The following is an 18,300-nucleotide window of genomic DNA, read 5'->3' on the forward strand; positions in this document are numbered from 1 at the left end:
ACGTCCCGCATGGTCTCCCTCACTGCCTCCGTGACGGGCAAGCGGCAGACGCAGCGCCCGGTCGGCCGTACCATCGGCCGGCCGGGCCTCGCCTGGGCGCTCCCCGCCACGATCTTCTTCGCCCTGTTCGCCGTCGTGCCGCTGGTGCTGGTGGCGGTGCTGTCCTTCACCACCTGGAGCGGACTTGGCTCGCCCGAGTTCGCGGGCTTCGACACCTGGGTCCGGGTCTTTCAGGACCCCGTCATGATCAAGAGCCTCTGGCTGAGCGTGCTGCTCACCGTGCTGGGCGTCGTCGTCCAAACCCCGCTGAGCATCCTGCTCGGCGTCTGGGCGGCCGGTCCCCAGCGCAACCGCGCCGTGCTGTCGGCGGTCTTCTTCGTGCCGCTGCTGCTGTCCGCGACCGCCGTGTCGGTGCTGTGGCGCGCGCTGCTCGACCCGAACTTCGGTGTGCCCTCGCAGGCGCGCTGGCTGTTCGGCGACGGCAACCTCTTCGGCACGCAGACCGCCGCGATCGGCGTGCTGGTGTTCGTCAGCACCTGGCAGTTCACCCCGTTCCACGCCCTGATCTACCAGGGTGCGACCCGGGCGATCCCGCAGGTGCTCTACCAGGCGGCGCAGATCGACGGCGCGGGCACCGTACGGCAGTTCTTCCACATCACGCTGCCGCAGCTGCGCAACTCGATCATCACCTCGATGATCCTGATGATCGTCGGCGGTCTCACCACCTTCGACACGGTGCTGATCCTCACCCAGGGCGGCCCCGGCACCGACACCACCATCAGCGCCTACTACATGTACGACAAGGCCTTCAAGGGGTTCGACTTCGGCGCGGGCGCTGCGGTCGCGCTGATGCTCGTCGTCGTCGCCACCGTGATCTCACTGATCGTCGTCCGCGTCTCCGGCTACGACAAGATGGCCGGCACCAAGGAGGGGCTCTGATGAGGCGCCGCCCCAACTACCTGGCGGGCCTGGGCGCCCTGCTGTGGCTCGCGCTGGTGGGCCTGCCGCTGTACGTCATGCTCGGCGCCACCGTGCAGACGCGCGAGGAGTACAGCGCCAACGGCCCGCTGGCCTTCCCCCGCTCCTTCACGCTGGACAACTACGTCCAGGACTTCAGCAACGGCTTCGGGCAGTACTTCCTCAACACGGTCGTCGTCACGGTCAGCGTGGTGGCCATCGTGCTGCTGCTCGTGCCGCCGCTGGCGTTCACCATCGTCCGCAACCGGGGCCGCGGCACGTCCGGGGTGTTCCGGCTCTTCCTGCTGGGCCTGGCCATCCCCGCGCAGGCCGTGATCGTCCCGATGTTCTACGTCATCAGCAAGGCCGGGCTCTACGACAACCTCATCGGCATCATCCTGCCGACGGCGGCGTTCTGCCTGCCAGTGTGCACGCTGATCCTGACCGGCACGATGCGCGACATCACCTCCGACCTGTTCGAGGCGATGGCCATGGACGGCGCCTCCGTCCGGCGGACCTTCTTCCAGCTCGTCCTGCCGCTGTCCGGCAGCGGGCTGTCGACGATCGTCGTCTTCTCCGCCCTGCAGGCGTGGAACGGCTTCCTCTTCCCCCTCGTGCTCACCCAGTCCGAGGAGACCAAGGTGATCACGCTGGGCCTCTACAACTTCCGGACCCAGTACGGCATCAACATCCCCGGCCTGCTGGCCGCCGTGGTGCTGTCCACGATCCCTGTCCTGCTCGTCTACCTGTTCGCCCGCCGTGCCCTCGTGCAGGGGCTCATGGGCGTCGGAGGAAAGTGAACGACAACGTGACCGCCGACTCCCGCGTCGAGGCGCTGATCCGCGACATGACCCTGGACGAGAAGATCGCCCAGCTCTACGGCGTCTGGGTCGGCGCCTCCAGTGAGGGGGCCGAAGTGGCCCCCCACCAGCACGACATGGACGAGCCGCCCCGTCTGGAAGACCTCCTGCCGGACGGCCTCGGACAGCTCACCCGGCCCTTCGGCACCGTCCCCGTCGACCCCGCCCTGGGCGCGCTGTCCCTGATGCGCACCCAGCAACGGGTCGCCGCGGCCAACCGGTTCGGCATCCCGGCCATGGCCCACGAGGAGTGCCTCGCGGGCTTCGCGGCCTGGGGCGCGACCACCTACCCCGTCCCGTTGTCCTGGGGCGCCTCCTTCGACCCCGAGCTGGTCCGGGTGATGGCCGCGGCCATCGGCCGCGACATGCGCTCGGTCGGCGTCCACCAGGGTCTGGCCCCGGTCCTCGACGTCGTGCGCGACGCGCGCTGGGGCCGGGTCGAGGAGACCATCGGCGAGGACCCGTACCTCGTCGGGACCATCGCCACCGCGTACATCCAGGGCCTGGAGTCCGCGGGCATCGTGGCCACCCTGAAGCACTTCGCCGGCTACTCCGCCTCCCGCGCCGGGCGCAACCTGGCGCCGGTCAGCATGGGCCCGCGGGAGCGCGCGGACGTCGTCCTGCCGCCCTTCGAGATGGCGGTCCGGGAGAGCGGCGTCCGGTCCGTGATGCACGCGTACACCGACACCGACGGCGTCCCCTCGGCCGCCGACGAGGAGCTGCTCACGGGACTGCTCCGGGACACCTGGGGCTTCGACGGGACCGTGGTCGCCGACTACTTCGGGATCGCCTTCCTCAAGACCCTGCACGGCGTCGCCGCCGACTGGGCGGACGCGGCGGGCACCGCGCTGCACGCCGGCGTGGACGTGGAGCTCCCCACCGTCAAGACCTTCGGGCAGCCGCTGCGGGACGCCGTCGCCGCGGGTCTGGTCGACGAGAAGCTCGTGGACCGCGCGCTGCGCCGCGTCCTGACCCAGAAGGCGCAGCTCGGCCTGCTCGACCCCGGGTGGAGCCCGGTGCCGTCCGCGCTCGCCGGGGCCGACCTCACCGATCCGCAGGGCCTGCGCGGCACGGTCGACCTGAACTCCGCCGCCCACCGGGACCTGTCGCGGCGCCTGGCCGAGCGGTCCGCCGTCCTGCTGAGCAACGACGGCACCCTGCCCCTGGGGCGGCCCGCCCGCATCGCGCTCGTCGGCCCTCAGGCGCAGACCCCGACCGCCGTGCTGGGCTGCTACTCCTTCCCCGTGCACGTCGGCGCCCAGCACCCGGACACCCCGCTCGGCATCGACCTGCCCACGCTGCGCCAGGCCCTGGTGGCGGAGTTCCCCGGCTCCGAGATCGTGACCGTGGCGGGCTGCGGCGTCGATGACAGCGATGTCTCCGGCATCGCGGCGGCCGTACGCGCGGCCCTGGACGCCGACGTGGTGGTCGCCGCGCTGGGCGACCGTGCCGGGCTCTTCGGCCGCGGCACCAGCGGCGAGGGCTGCGACGCGGAGTCGCTCACCCTGCCCGGCGTGCAGCAGCGGCTGCTCGACGCGCTCCTCGACACGGGGACGCCCGTCGTGCTCACCCTGCTGGCCGGCCGCCCGTACGCCCTCGGACGGGCCGTGGACGAGGCCGCGGCCGTCGTCCAGACCTTCTTCCCGGGACAGGAGGGCACCCCGGCCCTGGCCGGAGTGCTGAGCGGGCGCATCAACCCGTCCGGGCGGCTGCCGGTGAGCGTGCCCCGGCACCCGGGCGTCCAGCCCTCCACCTACCTCGCCGCGCCGCTCGCGCGGGCCAGCGAGGTCTCCAACATCGACCCGGCCGCGGCCTTCGGCTTCGGCCACGGGCTGACGTACACGGCCTTCGAGTGGTCCGCGCCGCAGGTGCACGGCGGCGCCGACGGCCGGGCCGTCACCGGCACCGACGGCGAGGTCGAACTGTCCTTCACCGTCCGCAACACCGGCGGTCGCGCGGGCAGCGAGGTCGTCCAGGTCTACCTGCACGACCCGATCGCCTCCGTCGTCCAGCCGGTGCAGCGGCTCGTCGGCTACCTCCGGGTGCCGCTGGAGGCGGGCGAGGCGCGGCGCATCGGCGTCACGGTCCCCGCCGACGTCGCCGCATTCACCGGCCGGGACGGCCGCCGCGTCGTGGAACCGGGGGAGCTGGAGGTGCGGCTGGCGGCCTCCAGCACCGACGTCCGGTTCACCGTGCGGGCCGAACTCACCGGCCCGGCACGGCAGGTGGACCACACCCGGCGGCTGCACGTGCTGGTCACCGGCGCACCGGAGGAGTCCAGGTGAACCTGCCCGAAGGGACGGGGGAGGCGGCCGTGTCGACGGTGGACGTCGCCAACCCCGTCCTGCCGGGCTGCCATCCCGACCCGAGCGTCTGCCGGGTCGGGGCCGATTTCTACCTGGTGAACTCGACGTTCGAGTACTTCCCGGGGATCCCGGTGTTCCACAGCCGCGACCTGGTCCACTGGCGGCCGATCGGGCACGTCCTGGACCGGCCCTCGCAGGTGGACCTCGGCACCGTCGCCTCCTCCGAGGGGATCTTCGCCGCGACGATCCGGCACCACCGGGGCCGCTTCTACGTCGTGACCACCCTGGTGGGCGGCAGCGGACAGGGCGGCACCTTCGTCGTCACCGCCACCGACCCCGCCGGGCCGTGGAGCGACCCGGTGTGGCTGGACGACGCGCCCGGCATCGACCCCTCCCTGTTCTTCGACGACGACGGCCGCGCCTGGTGCACAGGCACGCGGCTCGCGGAACCGGGGGAGTGGGAGGGCCAGACCGACGTCTGGCTGCGGGAGTTCGACGCCGCGGAGCTGACCCTCACCGGCCCCGAGCACCTGCTGTGGCGCGGCGCGCTGCACGGCGCCGTGTGGGCCGAGGGACCCCACCTGTACACGGTGGACGGCCGCTACTACCTGCTGGCGGCGGAGGGCGGCACCGAGCACGGGCACGCCGTCAGCGTCGCCCGCGCCGACCACGTCACCGGTCCGTACACCGGGAACCCGGCCAATCCGGTCTTCACCCACCGGCACCTGGGCCGTGACTTCCCCGTCGTGGGCGTCGGCCACGCCGACCTGGTGCGCACGGCGCAGGGGCAGTGGTGGGCGGTGCTGCTGGGCAGCCGTCCGTACGGCGGGTACCACCCCAACCTCGGGCGGGAGACCTTCCTCGTCCCGGTGCGCTGGGAGGACGGCTGGCCGCTCTTCGCGCCCGGCGTCGGCACCACGCTCGGCCCGTTCCGTCCGCCCGCGGTCGCCGGGTCCCCTCATGATCCCCACCCGGAGCCGGTGCGCGACGACTTCGACGGCCCACGGCTGGACCCGCGGTGGAACCAGGTGCGCACCGGGGAACCCTTCTGGTCGCTCACCGGACGTCCCGGCTCGCTGCGGCTGCCGCTCGGGCCTTCCACGCTCGCCGACGTAGGCACCCCCTGCTTCCTGGGCCGGCGCCAGCAGCACCAGGACGTCAGCGTGTCCGCGCTCCTCGACGTGGCGCCCGGGACGCCGCAGGAGTGGGCGGGGCTCGCCGTCCGCCAGTCCGAGGCGGACCATCTGGTGCTCGCGGTGGCCGGTGACGGGCGCGGCGGCTGCCGCGTGCTCGCCGCGGTCCGCACGCGGGGCGAGCAACGCCTGCTCGCGCAGGCGCCGTTGCCCTCGGGCCCGGTGGTCCTGCGCATCCACGCCGAGGGTCAGCGCTACGGGCTGCGCTACGCCCCCGCCGGCGCCGGGCCCGAGGCGGAGGCCGAACTGACCTCCGTGGACGGCGGATTCCTCAGCTCGCCCCGCGCGGGCGGCTTCCTCGGCGTCTGGCTCGGCCCGTACGCCACCGCCCACGGCGCCTCCTCCACCACCGTCGCCGACATCGACTGGTTCGACTACCGGCCTCTCGCCCCCTGACCAGGAGCCGACATTGTTCACCGATCTCCCCGAGGCCGAACTCCGGGACCACCGCAGCAGCCAGACCGCGCCCGCCGACTTCGACGACTTCTGGAGCACGACGCTCGCCGAGTCGCGCGCCGCCGGGACCGCGGCCGTCACCGTCACCCCCGCGCCCGGTCCGCGGCTGCACACGGTGCGCGTCTTCGACGTCACCTTCCCCGGCTACGGCGGCGAGCCGGTGCGGGCCTGGCTGCGGCTGCCGCACGGTGCCGAGGGACCGCTGCCCGCGGTCGTCCAGTACGTCGGCTACGGCGGCGGCCGGGGCCACGCCGTGGACAACCTGCTGTGGGCGTCGGCGGGTTTCGCCCACCTCCACATGGACACCCGTGGCCAGGGGTCGGGCTGGAGCCGCGGCGACACCCCCGACTCCGGCACCACGGGCCCGCAGGCCCCCGGGATGATGACCCGCGGCATCGACGACCCCCGCACGTACTACTACCGCCGCCTGTTCACGGACGCCGTCCGCGCCGTGGACGCGGTCCGCACGCTGCCCTCGGTGGACCCCGGCCGGATCGCCGTCCTCGGCGCGAGCCAGGGCGGCGGCACCGCGCTCGCCGTGGCCGCCCTCGCCCCGGAGGTCCACGCCCTGGTGGCGCACGTCCCGTTCCTGTGCGACTTCCCCCGGGCCACGGTGATCACGGACGCGGACCCGTACCGTGAGATCGGCCGCTACCTCGCCGTGCACCGCGGCAACGCCGAGCGGGCCATGCGCACCCTGTCCTACTTCGACGGCGTCAACTTCGCCGCCCGCGCCCGGGTACCGGCCCGCTTCTCCGCGGCCCTGATGGACGAGATCACGCCGCCCTCCACCGTCTTCGCCGCGTACAACGCGTACGCGGGACCCAAGGAGATCGCCGTCTGGCCCTGGAACGGGCACGAGGGCGGCGCCATCGACGACGACGAGGAGGCACTGGCCTTCCTCCGCGGGCTTCTGACGGCAACGTGAAGTGCGGCCTCATCATGTGGACTTGAGCTGGAAGGGCGTACAACCTTTGCTCTTCCTTGATCGTCATACGGGTGCACCGGAGACCCCGGTGCACCACTGATGTGGCCACACCCTTGGGGAAGAGTCATGCGATCTGACTCCGTCGGGCGCTCGCTGCGCCTCGGAGCCTCTGCCGTCGCGGCGGCCGGCCTGTTCGTGGCCGGTCTCGCCGTGCCCGCGCACGCCGCCGAGACCGACCAGCTGTGGATCAACGCACCGTCCGAACTGTCGCTGCCCTTCGGCACGGGCGGCGGAGAACCGCAGTCGCGGACGCTCGACATCGGCATCTACCACGACAACGACAACTTCACGGTCACCGAGGGCGAGGTCACCGTGGACATCTCCGGGGTCGCGGGCGTCGCGGAGGTGACCTGGCCGGAGAACTGCACGCCCAGCGGCACGATCGCCGTCTGTCACGTGCCCGAGGTGCCCGTGATCGGCGGCGACTACCGCAGGCAGATCCACCTCCCGGTACGCGCGGCGGACGGTGCGGCGAACGGGGCGTCCGGCCGGATCACCTACGAGGCGACCGCCGTCGGCGGCCCCGACGGCACCCTCACCGCCCCGCGGGGCGACTCCGACACCACGCTCACCGTCTCCTCCGGCCCGGACCTGTCGCTCGCGGAGATCGCCCCGGTCCAGCACGCCGCCCCCGGCGCCACGGTGCGGCTCCCGTTCGGGCTGACCAACAACGGCAACGAGAGCGCGCAGGGCTTCACGCTGAAGTTCATGGCCTCCTACGGCATCCAGAAGCTGACCAAGTACAAGCGCTGCACCTACACGACGTCGAACGACGGCGAGTACGCGCCGATGACCTTCGCGACGTGCACCTTCGACCGGGTGCTGGCGCCGGGGGACTCCTTCCGGCTGCCCAAGCAGCTCAAGGCGGTGCTCGCCCCGTACGCGATGAACGAGCGGCTCGACATCAGCGTCGAGCCCGGCGGGGGCGCCGAGGACCTCGAGAGCGATGACAACTACACGGTGGTCGGCGTCAGCGCCGACAACACCGCGGACTTCGCGGTGACCGGCGACGCGGTCACCGGTGCGGCGGGCGAGACGGTGACGGCCCGGCTCACGTTCCGCAACAACGGCCCGGCCTGGCTCGGCAACCTCGGCTCCGGCGACCCCGTCGCGAAGGTCCGGCTGATCGTCCCCGCGGGCACCAAGGTCACCGGCGTCCCGTCCGGCTGTGACCCGCACACCCTCTCCGGCGGCTACTACCCGCAGGAGACGGGGGCGCCGCGCTACGACTGCGCCCTGCCGTACTGGGTGCTGGAGAACACCGAGCGCTCGTACGACTTCTCGCTGCGGATCGACACCGTGGTGCCCGGCACGACCGGTGCCGTGAGCATCCACCCGGAGTTCGGCGAGTTCCCGTACGACCCGGACACCACCAACAACACGGCGGTCCTGGCGGTCAACTGACCCGACCCGCCCCGGCACGTGGTGCAGGAGCCTCCCGCACCACGTGCCCCGCGGGGCGGTCAGGGGCCTTGCGGTTCAGGCAGCGGCTCGCCCGTCTCCAGCAGCGTTTTCAGTCCCGAGATGAGGGCGGGCCAGCCCTGGGAGACCATGCCCAGCACCCCGCTGTCCGGGTCGTGGGCCTCGTGGACGACGGTCAGCCTGACCGTCTCCCCGAGCGGTTCGATCTCGAACGTCACCTGGGAGCGGCGATCCCCCGCCAGGCGGGCGCGGACCTCCTCGCTCACCCCCGCGTTCCGAGCCCACTGCGGGGTGAAGGTGTGCCAGGTGTAGGAGAGCCGGCGCGGCGGATCGGACTCCAGCACGACCTGGGCGGGATCGGCGGTGCGGGCGCCGCCCTCCTCCCAGACCATGGCCGAGCCGGCCGCCCAGTCGGTCTCGAAGGCGACGCCCCAGTAGCGGCGGGTGAACGCCTGGTCGGTCAGCGCCTGCCAGAGGCGCTCGGGCGTGGTGCGGACGTAGGTCGTGTAGACGAATGCGGACTCGCTCATGGGTGCCTGCTCCAATGCCCTCTGGAGGTCGGCGAGCGCCTGCGCGCGCTCGCGGTCGTACCGGTCGATCCATCGTTCGGCGACGGCGTTGATCGGTGCGGCGTTGAGGTAGTGCAGCTTCTCCCGGCCCCGCCGGACCGTGGTGACCAGCCGGGCCTCCTCCAGTACGGCCAGGTGCTTGCTGACCGACTGGCGGGCCATGTCCAGCCCCGCGCACAGCTCGCGCAGGGTCTGCCCGTTGCGTGCGTTGAGGCTGTCCAGCAGCCGCCGGCGGCTGGCGTCGGCCAGCGCCTTGAATACCTCGTCCATCCCGCTTCCCCGCCGTTCCGGAAATGCAGCCGTCCGGCTGCCTGTCGAACATAGGCAGCCCGACGGCTGCATGTCAACGCGGTGCGGCCGAGAGCGTGGGTGCGGGGGCGTGGGTGCGGAGGGCGCGCCGCTATCCGGCCCGCAGGTCCCGTACGCGGCGGATCTTGCCGACGGACCGCTCCACGATGTCGGGGTCGACGACCGTCACCTCGACGCTGACGCCCACGCCGTCCTTGACGCCCGCCGCGATGGAGCGTGCCGCCTCCTCGCGCGGCGCGGCCCCGGCGTCGGGGCGCGCCTCGACGACGACCTCCATGTGGTCCATGCGGCCGCGCTTGGTGAGCCGGATCTGGAAGTGCGGGGCCACGCCGGGCGTGCGCAGCACGATCTCCTCGATCTGGCTGGGGAAGACGTTCACCCCACGCAGGATGATCATGTCGTCGGAGCGGCCGGTGATCTTCTGGATGCGGCGGAAGGCGGGGCGCGCGGTGCCGGGCAGCAGCCGGGTCAGGTCACGGGTGCGGTAACGGATGATCGGCAGCGCCTCCTTGGTGAGGGAGGTGAAGACCAGCTCGCCCTCCTCGCCCTCCGGTACCGGCTCGCCCGTGATCGGGTCCACCACCTCGGGGTAGAAGTGGTCCTCCCACACGTGCAGACCGTCCTTGGTCTCCACGCACTCCTGGGCGACGCCCGGGCCGATCACCTCGGACAGGCCGTAGATGTCGACGGCGTGGATGTCCATCCGCTCCTCGATCTCCCGGCGCATCTCCTCCGTCCACGGCTCCGCGCCGAAGATGCCGATCCGCAGCGAGGTGCCGCGCGGGTCGACGCCCTGGCGCTCGAACTCGTCCAGCAGGGTCAGCATGTACGACGGGGTGACCATGATGATCTCGGGCTGGAAGTCCTGGATGATCTGCACCTGACGGGCGGTCATGCCGCCGGAGGCGGGGATCACCGTGCACCCGGCGCGCTCCGCGCCGTAGTGCGCGCCCAGGCCGCCGGTGAACAGGCCGTAGCCGTAGGAGACGTGCACCTTGTGGCCGGGGCGCCCGCCGGCGGCGCGTATGGAACGGGCCACCACGTCGGACCACATGGACAGGTCGTTCTCGGTGTAGCCCACCACGGTCGGCAGGCCGGTCGTGCCACTGGAGGCGTGGACGCGGCGCACCTGGTCCATGGGCACGGCGAACATGCCGAAGGGGTAGTTGTCGCGCAGGTCGGCCTTGGTGGTGAACGGGAAGCGCGCCAGGTCGTCCAGGCTCGCGCAGTCCTCGGGGCGCAGCCCGGCCTCGTCGAACTTCTTCCGGTAGGCCTCGACGTTGTCGTACGCGTGGCGCAGTGTCGCCCGGAGCCGGGTGAGCTGCAGCTCCCGCAGCTCTCCGGGGCCCAGCTTCTCGGCGGCGTCCAGCAGGCCGTCGGGGAGTGGCTCTCCCAGGCGCGCCCCCGCGGTCGCCCGGTCCGTCGGCTCGCTGCTCATCCGTTCTCCTTCGTGCGTCCGATGCTGCGGCTGCGCCCGCGGAACTCCGCCACCACCTGGTCGCCCCGCAGGATGCTCACGTCGTAGATGCCGCTGCGGCCGAAGCGGGTGCGCTCTTGCGCGGTGGCGACCAGTTCGTCGCCCTCGTGGACGGGGGCGACGAAGGAGATGTCCGCCCCGGCGGCCACCGTCACCGGGCCGTGGCTGTTGCAGGCGCAGGCGAAGGCGGTGTCGGCGAACAGGAAGAGGTAGCCCCCGTGGGCGATCCCGTGCCCGTTGACCATCGCGGGCGTGACGGTCATGCGCAGCACGGCCGTCCCCTCGCCGGTCTCCAGCAGCTCGATGCCCAGGCTCTGCGACGCCTTGTCGGCGGCGAACATGCTCTCCGCCGGGCCCTGGGTCGCGTCCATGGCATCCCTCACGATCGTCACCACCCTTGTGAACCGACCGAACATTCGGTTAGCGTGCGGCACCCAAGGTAATCCAGCATCCGAACTGCCTGTCAAGAGGTGGAACGCATGTCCCAGCACCTCCCCGCGCGACCCGCAGACGAGGTCTTCCTGATCGACGGCGCGCGGACCCCGCAGGGCCGTTACGGCGGCGCCCTGGCCTCCGTGCGCCCCGACGACCTGGCGGCCCTGGTGGTCGGCGAGGCCGTGAGCCGCGCCGGGATCCCGGCCGGGGCCGTGGACGAGGTGATCCTCGGCGCCGCCAACCAGGCGGGCGAGGACAACCGCGACGTCGCCCGGATGGCCGTGCTGCTGGCCGGCCTGCCGCACACGGTGCCCGGCTACACCGTCAACCGGCTGTGCGCCTCCGGCCTCACCGCCGTGGCCTCGGCGGCGCAGGCGATCCGCTCCGGCGAGGCCGACCTGGTGGTCGCCGGCGGGGTGGAGTCCATGACCCGTGCCCCCTGGGTGATGGCCAAGCCCGGCACCCCGTGGGCCAAGCCGGGTGAGGTGCACGACACCTCCTTGGGCTGGCGCTTCACCAACCCGCGCTTCACCGCGAAGGACACGCTGTCCATGGGGGAGACCGCGGAGGAGGTCGCCGCCCTGGACGGGATCAGCCGCGCCGACTCCGACGCCTTCGCGCTGCGCAGCCACCGGCGGGCCGTCGCGGCTCAGGAGGCCGGCCGTTTCAACCGCGAGATCGTGCCGGTCGCCGTCAAGGACGGCGAGGTCACCCGTGACGAGGGCCCGCGTCCCTCCACCACCCTGGAGAAGCTCGGGACCCTGCGCACCATCTTCCGCAAGGACGGCATCGTGACCGCCGGCTCCTCCTCGCCGCTCTCCGACGGCGCCGCGGCCCTCGTGGTCGCCGGCCGCGCGGCCGTCGAGCGCTACGGCCTCACGCCCCGCGCCAGGATCGTCACCTCCGCCACCGCCGGGGTCGAGCCCCACCTCATGGGCCTCGGTCCCGTACCGGCGACGGAGAAGGCGCTCGCCCGCGCCGGATGGCAGACCGGCGACCTGGACGCCGTCGAACTCAACGAGGCCTTCGCCGCCCAGGCGCTCGCGGTCGTCCGCCGTCTGAAGCTGGACGAGGAGCGGGTCAACGCCGACGGCGGTGCGATCGCGCTCGGTCACCCGCTGGGCTGCTCGGGCGCCCGCATCCTGCTCACCCTCCTCGGCCGCCTGGAGCGCGAGGGCGGCCGCCGCGGCCTCGCCACCCTCTGCGTGGGAGTCGGCCAGGGTGTGGCGATGCTGGTGGAGCGGGTGTGAGCGCAGGCTTCGGAGGACCGCGGGCGACCGTCGTCCACAGGGCTTGCCGGGTGCGGCAAAGTTCGTCAGACTGTAACCGAACGAATGGTCGGTAGGGGAAGCTGGTATCGATGACCACACCGAACGCCACCGTGCCGGCGGAGGGCGCGCAGGCGCCGCTCCAGGAGCACTTCGACGCCACGATCGCGCGGGACCAGCGCATCGAGCCGCGGGACTGGATGCCCGACGGCTACCGCAGGACGCTGATCCGGCAGATCGCGCAGCACGCGCACTCGGAGATCATCGGCATGCAGCCCGAGGGCGAGTGGATCACCCGTGCCCCGTCGTTGCGCCGCAAGGCCATCCTGTTCGCGAAGGTCCAGGACGAGGCCGGCCACGGGCTGTACCTCTACTCGGCCGCCGAGACCCTGGGCATCGACCGCGCGGACCTCACGCAGCGTCTGATCGAGGGCCGCCAGAAGTACTCCTCGATCTTCAACTACCCGACCCTCAGCTTCGCCGACGTCGGCGTCATCGGCTGGTTCGTCGACGGCGCGGCGATCTGCAACCAGGTGCCGCTCTGCCGCTCCTCCTACGGGCCGTACGCCCGCGCCATGGTGCGCATCTGCAAGGAGGAGTCCTTCCACCAGCGCCAGGGCTACGAGCTGCTGATGACGATGATGCGCGGCACGCAGGCCCAGCGGGAGATGGTGCAGGACGCGGTGGACCGCTGGTGGTGGCCGTCGCTGATGATGTTCGGCCCGCCCGACGGCGACTCGCCCAACTCGGCCGCGTCGATGGCCTGGAAGATCAAGCGCCACAGCAACGACGAGCTGCGCCAGCGGTTCGTCGACATGACTGTCCCGCAGGCCGACAAGCTCGGCGTGACGCTGCCCGACCCGGAGCTGCGCTGGGACGAGGAGCGCGGCCGGCACGACTTCGGCACCCCCGACTGGTCGGAGCTGCAGCGAGTCATCAGCGGCGACGGGCCGTGCAACGCCGAGCGGATGGCACGCCGCCGCTCCGCACACGAGGAAGGCGCCTGGGTGCGCGAGGCCGCGACCGCCCACGCCGCCAAGCAGGCGGCCCGGGCAGAGGAAGGAGCCGTGGCATGAGCACCACCGGCGACAGCACGACCCGGGCCGAGTGGCCCCTGTACGAGGTGTTCGTCCGCGGCAAGCGCGGCCTGAACCACGTCCACGTCGGGTCCCTGCACGCGGCCGACGACCGCATGGCCCTCACCCACGCCCGCGACCTGTACACGCGGCGGAACGAGGGCGTGAGCATCTGGGTGGTGCGCTCGGAGCACATCGCCGCGTCCACGCGGGACGAGAAGGACCCCTTCTTCACGCCCAGCGCCGACAAGGTCTACCGGCACCCCACCTTCTACGACATCCCCGAAGACGTCCCCCACATCTAGGAGCAGGGCATGAGCGACGAGCACGTCTACCTGTCCCTGGCCGAGGGGCACGACGACAGTGACGCCCGCTGGGCCTTCGGCACCGGCTTCGAGGACCCGCTGCACGGCGTCGACACCGCCGTGCCCGACGGTGTGGACGCCGCGGAGCTGGCCGCCCACTGCCTGGCGCTGGGCGACGACGCCCTGGTGGGCGCCCAGCGCCTGGCCGAGTGGTGCACCCGCGCGCCGGAGCTGGAGGAGGAGGTGGCCCTCGCCAACATCGGGCTCGACCTGCTCGGCCAGGCCCGTCTGCTCTACTCCCGCGCCGGTCAGGTGGACGGCACCGGTCGCGACGAGGACGCCTACGCCTACTTCCGGGACGCCGCCGACTTCCGCAACGTCCGCCTGGCCGAACTTCCCTGCGGGGACTTCGCGTTCTCCATGGCCCGGCTGCTCGTCACGTCCTGCTGGCGGCTCGCCGTCTTCGAGCGGCTCGCCCGCTCCGCGCAGGACCCGGTGCTCGCCGCCGTCGCCGCCAAGGGCGTCAACGAGCTGACCTACCACCGGCAGTACGCCGCCGAGTGGGTGGTACGGCTCGGCGACGGCACCGAGGAGTCGCACCGCCGCATGCGGGCCGGCCTCGAACAGGTCGCCCCTTACCTGGAGGAGCTGTTCACGGCCGGCGCCACGTGCGGGGCCGACCCGGCCGGTGTGCGGGACGAGGTGACCGCCGCGCTGCGCCAGGTCACCGAGGCCGCCGGGCTGCGTCCGGTCCAGGCCGATCCCCTGCCCGGCCACGGCCGTGAGGGTGACCGCACCGAACACCTCGCCCCGCTGCTCGCGGAGTTGCAGGGCATCGCCCGCGCACACCCCGGAGCGGTCTGGTGAGCGCCGTGACCGTGCTCACCGACGCGCACCGGGCGGCCCGCGTGGCCGCCGAGGTGCCGGACCCCGAGCTGCCCATGCTGACCCTGGCCGACCTCGGCGTCCTGCGTGACGTCGAGGTCACCGGGGACGGCACGGTCGTGGCCGCCCTCACCCCCACCTACTCCGGCTGCCCGGCCATGGCGGAGATGCGCGCCGACGTGGCCGCCCGGCTGCGCGCCGCGGGCTTCGACCGGGTCGAGATCCGCACCGTGCTGGACCCGCCGTGGACGACCGACTGGATCACCCCCGAGGGCCGCCGCAAGCTCGCCGAGCACGGCATCGCACCTCCCGGTCCCGCGCCCCGGCGCGTCACCGGGGCGGTGCCGCTGGTGCTCACCGCCACCCGGCGCGACGTCGCCTGCCCCCGCTGCGGCTCGGCGGACACCGAGGAGACCTCGCGCTTCGCCGCCACCTCCTGCAAGGCCCTGTGGCGCTGCCGTGCCTGCCTGGAGCCGTTCGAGTACGTCAAGGAGATCTGATGGCCCCGACCATCCCCGCCCCGCAGGCGCCGGCCCCGCGGGTCCGCCGCCGCCCGGCCTTCCACGCCCTGCGGGTCGCCGCGGTCGAGCCGCTCTGCGAGGACGCCGCCGCCGTCAGCTTCGACATACCGCACGAGCTGGCCGGGGAGTTCGCCTTCGCGCCCGGTCAGTCCCTCACGCTGCGCCGCGAGGTCGACGGCCGGGACGAGCGACGCTCGTACTCCATCTGCTCGCCCGCCGGCGCCACCCCCCGCATCGGGGTGCGCGTGGTGCCCGGCGGCCTGTTCTCGTCGTGGCTGGTGCACGAGGTGCGCCCGGGCGACACCGTCGAGGTCATGGGCCCCACCGGTGCCTTCACCCCCGACCTCACCGCGCCCGGGCACCATGTGCTCATAGCCGCGGGCTCCGGCATCACCCCGATGCTCTCCATCGCCGAGTCCGTCCTCGCCGCCGACCTCGGGTCCCGGGTCACGCTCTTCTACGGCAACCGGCGCACCGACACCGTGATGTTCGCCGACGAGCTCGCCGAGCTGAAGGACCTGCACCCCGCCCGGTTCCAGCTCGCCCACGTGCTCTCACGGGAGCCGCGCGAGGCCGAGGTGCTCTCCGGCCGCCTCGACGCCGGACGGCTCGCCACCCTCGTCGAGGGCCTCGTCGACGTCCCGAACGCCGACCACTGGTGGCTGTGCGGCCCGCACGGCATGGTCGTCGACGCCCAGCAGGTCCTCGCCGGCCTCGGCGTGCCCGGGGAGCGGGTGCACCAGGAGCTGTTCTACGCGGACGACGAGCCGGTGACCCCGGTGCACCACGAGGACGCCGTGGCCGAGGGCCCGGTCAGCCAGGTCACCATCGTCCTCGACGGCCGTACGACCACGGCCGCCCTGCCCCGTGACCGCAGCGTCCTCGACGGCGCCCAGCGCACCCGCCCCGATCTGCCCTTCGCCTGCAAGGGCGGCGTCTGCGGTACCTGCCGCGCGCTCGTCACCGACGGCAAGGCCGAGATGCGCCGCAACTTCGCCCTCGAGGCGTCCGAGGTCGACGCGGGCTACGTGCTGACCTGCCAGAGCTACGCGGAGTCCGACAACCTGACGGTCGACTACGACAGCTGACGCCTCGTCGGCACCCCGCGCCCCCCCGGAGCCGGTTGGTAAGGTCGGCCCGGGGGTGGGAGGTGGACGACGTGCTGAGCGAGGTCGGCGAGGTCTCCGACGCCGGGCCGTTCGTGCACCCCGCGCTGTTCTACCGGAACGCACGGGAGTACACGGCCGTCACGGTGCCTTTCCTGCTGGACGGGATGGCCGCCGGGGAGCCGGTCGCGGTGGCCGTGCCCCCACCCCGTCTCGCCCAGTTGCGCGCCGCGTTGGGCCCGCGCGGCGCCGAGGTGCACTGGGTCGACATGGAGCGGGCCGGGCGCAATCCCGGCCGCATCATCCCCGGTGTGCTGCGGGCCTTCGCCGACACCCGGCCCACCGGACGGGTACGGATCATCGGGGAGCCCGTCTGGCCCGGGCGGAGCGCCCTGGAGTATCCGGCGTGCGCCCAGCACGAGGCACTGATCAACATGGCCTTCGCCGGACGCCCCGTGACGATCCTGTGCCCCTACGACGCCGCCCGGCTGGACGCCGCGGTGCTGGCGGAGGCCCGCGCCACGCATCCCGTGGTGGTCGACGGCGGCCGCGAGGAACGCAGCGCGCACTACGCACCACGCCGGGTGATCGCCGCGCACAACCGGCTGCCGCACCCCCCGCACGGCGCCTTCGCCTTCGGCTTTGCGGAGCCGCAACTCGCCGACGCCCGGCACGTCGCGACGGCCCAGGCACACCGACTGGGCCTGGGCGGCGAGCGGCTCGCCGAGTTCTCCCTCGCCGCCGGCGAACTGATCACGAACAGCGTGCTGCACGGCGGCGGGTCGGGCGTCGTCCGCGTCTGGGCGGGAGACGATCACGTGGTGTGCGAGGTGCACGACCGCGGACGGCTGACCGACCCGCTCGCCGGCCGCCACCCCGCGTCACGGGACCGCCCCCACGGCAGGGGCCTGTTGATGGTCCACCGCATCGCCGACCTGGTGCGCCAGCGCACCGCAGGCGACGGCACCACCATCCGCTTCTACCTGCGAGCCTGACCGCCGGCGCGGGACCAGCGGGCGTGCGCGCCCGCCGGTCCCGCGGTCCGTGGTCACCAGAGCGGTCAGCGGCCGAAGACGTCCTTGCCCACGTCCTTGCCCACGTCCTTGCCCTTCTCCACGGCCTGCTTGGCGTCGCTGCCGACTTGATCCTTCTTCCCCTTCATGCGCAGGCTCTCATTGCCGGTCACCTTGCCCGTGGCCTCCTCCGCTTTGCCCTTCATCTTCTGGCCGGTGTGCTTGACCTTCTTCTCGGCACCCATGGGGTTCTCCTTCCAGGGCTCGATCAGCGCTTCCCTCCGCCTGCCCGGAAGATCCTGAATGAAACCATTTGCTCGGATTCTGCAGATGGCGACCGAGCAAGGCGCCCCCGAACACCACGAAACCCACCCCGATCAGCCAGCACTGCACGATCAGCACCGTGCCGACGGCCCCGTAGGAGACGGCGTTGGTCACGATCAGCGGGGCGAACACGAAGGAGGAGAAGACCCGCAGCCCGATGAGGCCGACCATCGTCGCGACGGCCCCTGGCGCCAGCGCCGCCAACGGCACCTGCCCGGCCAGCAGGAAGTACTGGCCCCACCAGAAGAAGACGAAGCCCAGCACGACGGCCGTGCCGCCGCGGAACACCGTGTCCGGCCACCCCCCGCCCAGCACCACCCCGCTCTGCGCCTCCGCGAACAGGTACGCGGTCAGCGCCGCCAGCCACACCGCCCGCCGCCACACGTGGTGCCACGGAGTGGGCGGCACCTGCCAGATCCGGGTGTAGCCGACCTCGACGCAGGCCGCGAAGGAGAGCCCGAAGAGCGCCAGCGCCAGCAGGCTCAGACCGCTCGTGGAGCTGATCACCTTGCGTGGCGCGGCGAACAGCTCCCGCACGGCCTCCGCGGGCCGCGCCGACAGGCCCATGCCGTCCACGACCCACTGCGCGAAGCCGTTGCCGTGGAAGGGCAGGGCCGCGGCGACCACGATCAGCAGCGGGACCAGCGTCACCAGACCCAGTGCCGCGAACCCCATGGAGCGCTGCAGCAGCTCCAGTTCGCCCCCCTGGTGCCACATGCGGCCCGCCCGTGAGTCCCGCCACGACCGGTACGGATGCCGGAGCCACCGGGCCGCCCCACCTGCCATCGCGGGGGCCTCAGCGCACGGGGGCGCGGTCCGCCGCGAGGCGT

General features: G+C 72.7%; 17 protein-coding genes. 13 read left to right on the forward strand and 4 right to left on the reverse strand.

The features are described 5' to 3' along the window. Positions 1–9 precede the first annotated feature (9 nt). The 6 genes from PV410_RS08610 to PV410_RS08635 all read left to right on the forward strand — a co-directional run bounded on the left by PV410_RS08610 (position 10) and on the right by PV410_RS08635 (position 8,164). Positions 10–939, forward strand: a complete 930-nt coding sequence (locus PV410_RS08610; RefSeq protein ID WP_500323369.1) for a carbohydrate ABC transporter permease — start codon at positions 10–12, stop codon at positions 937–939. Further along, positions 939–1,757, forward strand: a complete 819-nt coding sequence (locus PV410_RS08615; protein ID WP_500323370.1) for a carbohydrate ABC transporter permease — start codon at positions 939–941, stop codon at positions 1,755–1,757. Before PV410_RS08610 ends, PV410_RS08615 begins: the two co-directional genes overlap by 1 nt. After that, positions 1,754–4,102, forward strand: coding sequence for a beta-xylosidase/alpha-l-arabinosidase (locus PV410_RS08620; protein ID WP_500323372.1), 2,349 nt, complete (start codon positions 1,754–1,756; stop codon positions 4,100–4,102). Before PV410_RS08615 ends, PV410_RS08620 begins: the two co-directional genes overlap by 4 nt. Continuing rightward, positions 4,099–5,712, forward strand: a complete 1,614-nt coding sequence (locus PV410_RS08625; RefSeq protein WP_500323373.1) for a glycoside hydrolase family 43 protein — start codon at positions 4,099–4,101, stop codon at positions 5,710–5,712. Before PV410_RS08620 ends, PV410_RS08625 begins: the two co-directional genes overlap by 4 nt. Before the next feature lie 13 nt (positions 5,713–5,725). Next, on the forward strand, positions 5,726–6,700 hold the full coding sequence (locus PV410_RS08630; RefSeq protein WP_500323374.1) for an acetylxylan esterase: 975 nt from the start codon (positions 5,726–5,728) through the stop codon (positions 6,698–6,700). Positions 6,701–6,826: 126 nt separating this feature from the next. Next, entirely contained in the window at positions 6,827–8,164 is a 1,338-nt protein-coding gene (locus PV410_RS08635; RefSeq protein WP_500323375.1) for a COG1361 family protein, read from the forward strand. A gap of 59 nt (positions 8,165–8,223) precedes the next feature. On the opposite strand, the gene PV410_RS08640 is transcribed toward PV410_RS08635, so the two are convergent. The 3 genes from PV410_RS08640 to paaI all read right to left on the reverse strand — a co-directional run bounded on the left by PV410_RS08640 (position 8,224) and on the right by paaI (position 10,908). Continuing rightward, on the reverse strand, positions 8,224–9,021 hold the full coding sequence (locus tag PV410_RS08640) for an ArsR/SmtB family transcription factor (RefSeq protein ID WP_500323376.1): 798 nt from the start codon (positions 9,019–9,021) through the stop codon (positions 8,224–8,226). Between the two features lie 130 nt (positions 9,022–9,151). Then, positions 9,152–10,498 carry a phenylacetate--CoA ligase PaaK gene (gene paaK / locus PV410_RS08645; RefSeq protein ID WP_500323378.1) on the reverse strand — a complete coding sequence of 449 codons (1,347 nt, stop codon included), beginning with the start codon at positions 10,496–10,498 and terminating at the stop codon, positions 9,152–9,154. Then, complete coding sequence (paaI, locus tag PV410_RS08650; RefSeq protein ID WP_326571081.1) at positions 10,495–10,908, reverse strand: hydroxyphenylacetyl-CoA thioesterase PaaI; 414 nt, start codon at positions 10,906–10,908, stop codon at positions 10,495–10,497. Before paaI ends, paaK begins: the two co-directional genes overlap by 4 nt. Before the next feature lie 108 nt (positions 10,909–11,016). On the opposite strand from paaI, the gene PV410_RS08655 reads away from it, so the two are divergent. The 7 genes from PV410_RS08655 (at position 11,017) to PV410_RS08685 (ending at position 17,128) form a co-directional block, all read left to right on the forward strand. Next, positions 11,017–12,222, forward strand: a complete 1,206-nt coding sequence (locus PV410_RS08655) for a thiolase family protein (protein WP_500323379.1) — start codon at positions 11,017–11,019, stop codon at positions 12,220–12,222. 110 nt (positions 12,223–12,332) lie between these two features. Further along, complete coding sequence (paaA, locus tag PV410_RS08660) at positions 12,333–13,316, forward strand: 1,2-phenylacetyl-CoA epoxidase subunit PaaA (RefSeq protein WP_500323380.1); 984 nt, start codon at positions 12,333–12,335, stop codon at positions 13,314–13,316. Next, a complete protein-coding gene (gene paaB, locus PV410_RS08665; protein ID WP_319136252.1) occupies positions 13,313–13,621 on the forward strand; it encodes a 1,2-phenylacetyl-CoA epoxidase subunit PaaB in 309 nt (102 codons plus the stop codon). Before paaA ends, paaB begins: the two co-directional genes overlap by 4 nt. A gap of 9 nt (positions 13,622–13,630) precedes the next feature. After that, positions 13,631–14,488, forward strand: coding sequence for a 1,2-phenylacetyl-CoA epoxidase subunit PaaC (gene paaC / locus PV410_RS08670; RefSeq protein WP_500323382.1), 858 nt, complete (start codon positions 13,631–13,633; stop codon positions 14,486–14,488). Further along, a complete protein-coding gene (paaD, locus tag PV410_RS08675) occupies positions 14,485–15,006 on the forward strand; it encodes a 1,2-phenylacetyl-CoA epoxidase subunit PaaD (RefSeq protein WP_500323384.1) in 522 nt (173 codons plus the stop codon). The genes paaC and paaD overlap by 4 nt, the downstream gene beginning before the upstream one ends. Next, complete coding sequence (paaE, locus tag PV410_RS08680) at positions 15,006–16,115, forward strand: 1,2-phenylacetyl-CoA epoxidase subunit PaaE (protein WP_500323385.1); 1,110 nt, start codon at positions 15,006–15,008, stop codon at positions 16,113–16,115. The genes paaD and paaE overlap by 1 nt, the downstream gene beginning before the upstream one ends. A gap of 71 nt (positions 16,116–16,186) precedes the next feature. Next, the gene (locus PV410_RS08685; protein WP_500323417.1) at positions 16,187–17,128 is read left to right on the forward strand and encodes an anti-sigma factor RsbA family regulatory protein; all 942 of its coding nucleotides are present in this window, start codon (positions 16,187–16,189) and stop codon (positions 17,126–17,128) included. 177 nt (positions 17,129–17,305) lie between these two features. On the opposite strand, the gene PV410_RS08690 is transcribed toward PV410_RS08685, so the two are convergent. After that, a complete protein-coding gene (locus PV410_RS08690) occupies positions 17,306–18,187 on the reverse strand; it encodes a YhjD/YihY/BrkB family envelope integrity protein (protein ID WP_500323387.1) in 882 nt (293 codons plus the stop codon). Positions 18,188–18,300: the final 113 nt, after the last annotated feature.

It is taken from the genome of Streptomyces sp. PA03-5A (assembly GCF_033792725.1).
Lineage (GTDB): Bacteria > Actinomycetota > Actinomycetes > Streptomycetales > Streptomycetaceae > Actinacidiphila.

Bases quoted from the DNA above. Each gene is read 5' to 3' on its own strand.
- PV410_RS08615 (WP_500323370.1), top strand. From the start codon at position 939: ATGAGGCGCCGCCCCAACTACCTGGCGGGCCTGGGCGCCCTGCTGTGG.
- paaA (WP_500323380.1), top strand. From the start codon at position 12,333: ATGACCACACCGAACGCCACCGTGCCGGCGGAGGGCGCGCAGGCGCCG.
- paaI (WP_326571081.1), bottom strand. From the start codon at position 10,908: ATGGACGCGACCCAGGGCCCGGCGGAGAGCATGTTCGCCGCCGACAAG.
- paaK (WP_500323378.1), bottom strand. From the start codon at position 10,498: ATGAGCAGCGAGCCGACGGACCGGGCGACCGCGGGGGCGCGCCTGGGA.
- paaC (WP_500323382.1), top strand. From the start codon at position 13,631: ATGAGCGACGAGCACGTCTACCTGTCCCTGGCCGAGGGGCACGACGAC.
- PV410_RS08690 (WP_500323387.1), bottom strand. From the start codon at position 18,187: ATGTGGCACCAGGGGGGCGAACTGGAGCTGCTGCAGCGCTCCATGGGG.
- PV410_RS08610 (WP_500323369.1), top strand. From the start codon at position 10: ATGGTCTCCCTCACTGCCTCCGTGACGGGCAAGCGGCAGACGCAGCGC.
- paaB (WP_319136252.1), top strand. From the start codon at position 13,313: ATGAGCACCACCGGCGACAGCACGACCCGGGCCGAGTGGCCCCTGTAC.
- PV410_RS08635 (WP_500323375.1), top strand. From the start codon at position 6,827: ATGCGATCTGACTCCGTCGGGCGCTCGCTGCGCCTCGGAGCCTCTGCC.
- PV410_RS08640 (WP_500323376.1), bottom strand. From the start codon at position 9,021: ATGGACGAGGTATTCAAGGCGCTGGCCGACGCCAGCCGCCGGCGGCTG.
- PV410_RS08655 (WP_500323379.1), top strand. From the start codon at position 11,017: ATGTCCCAGCACCTCCCCGCGCGACCCGCAGACGAGGTCTTCCTGATC.
- paaE (WP_500323385.1), top strand. From the start codon at position 15,006: ATGGCCCCGACCATCCCCGCCCCGCAGGCGCCGGCCCCGCGGGTCCGC.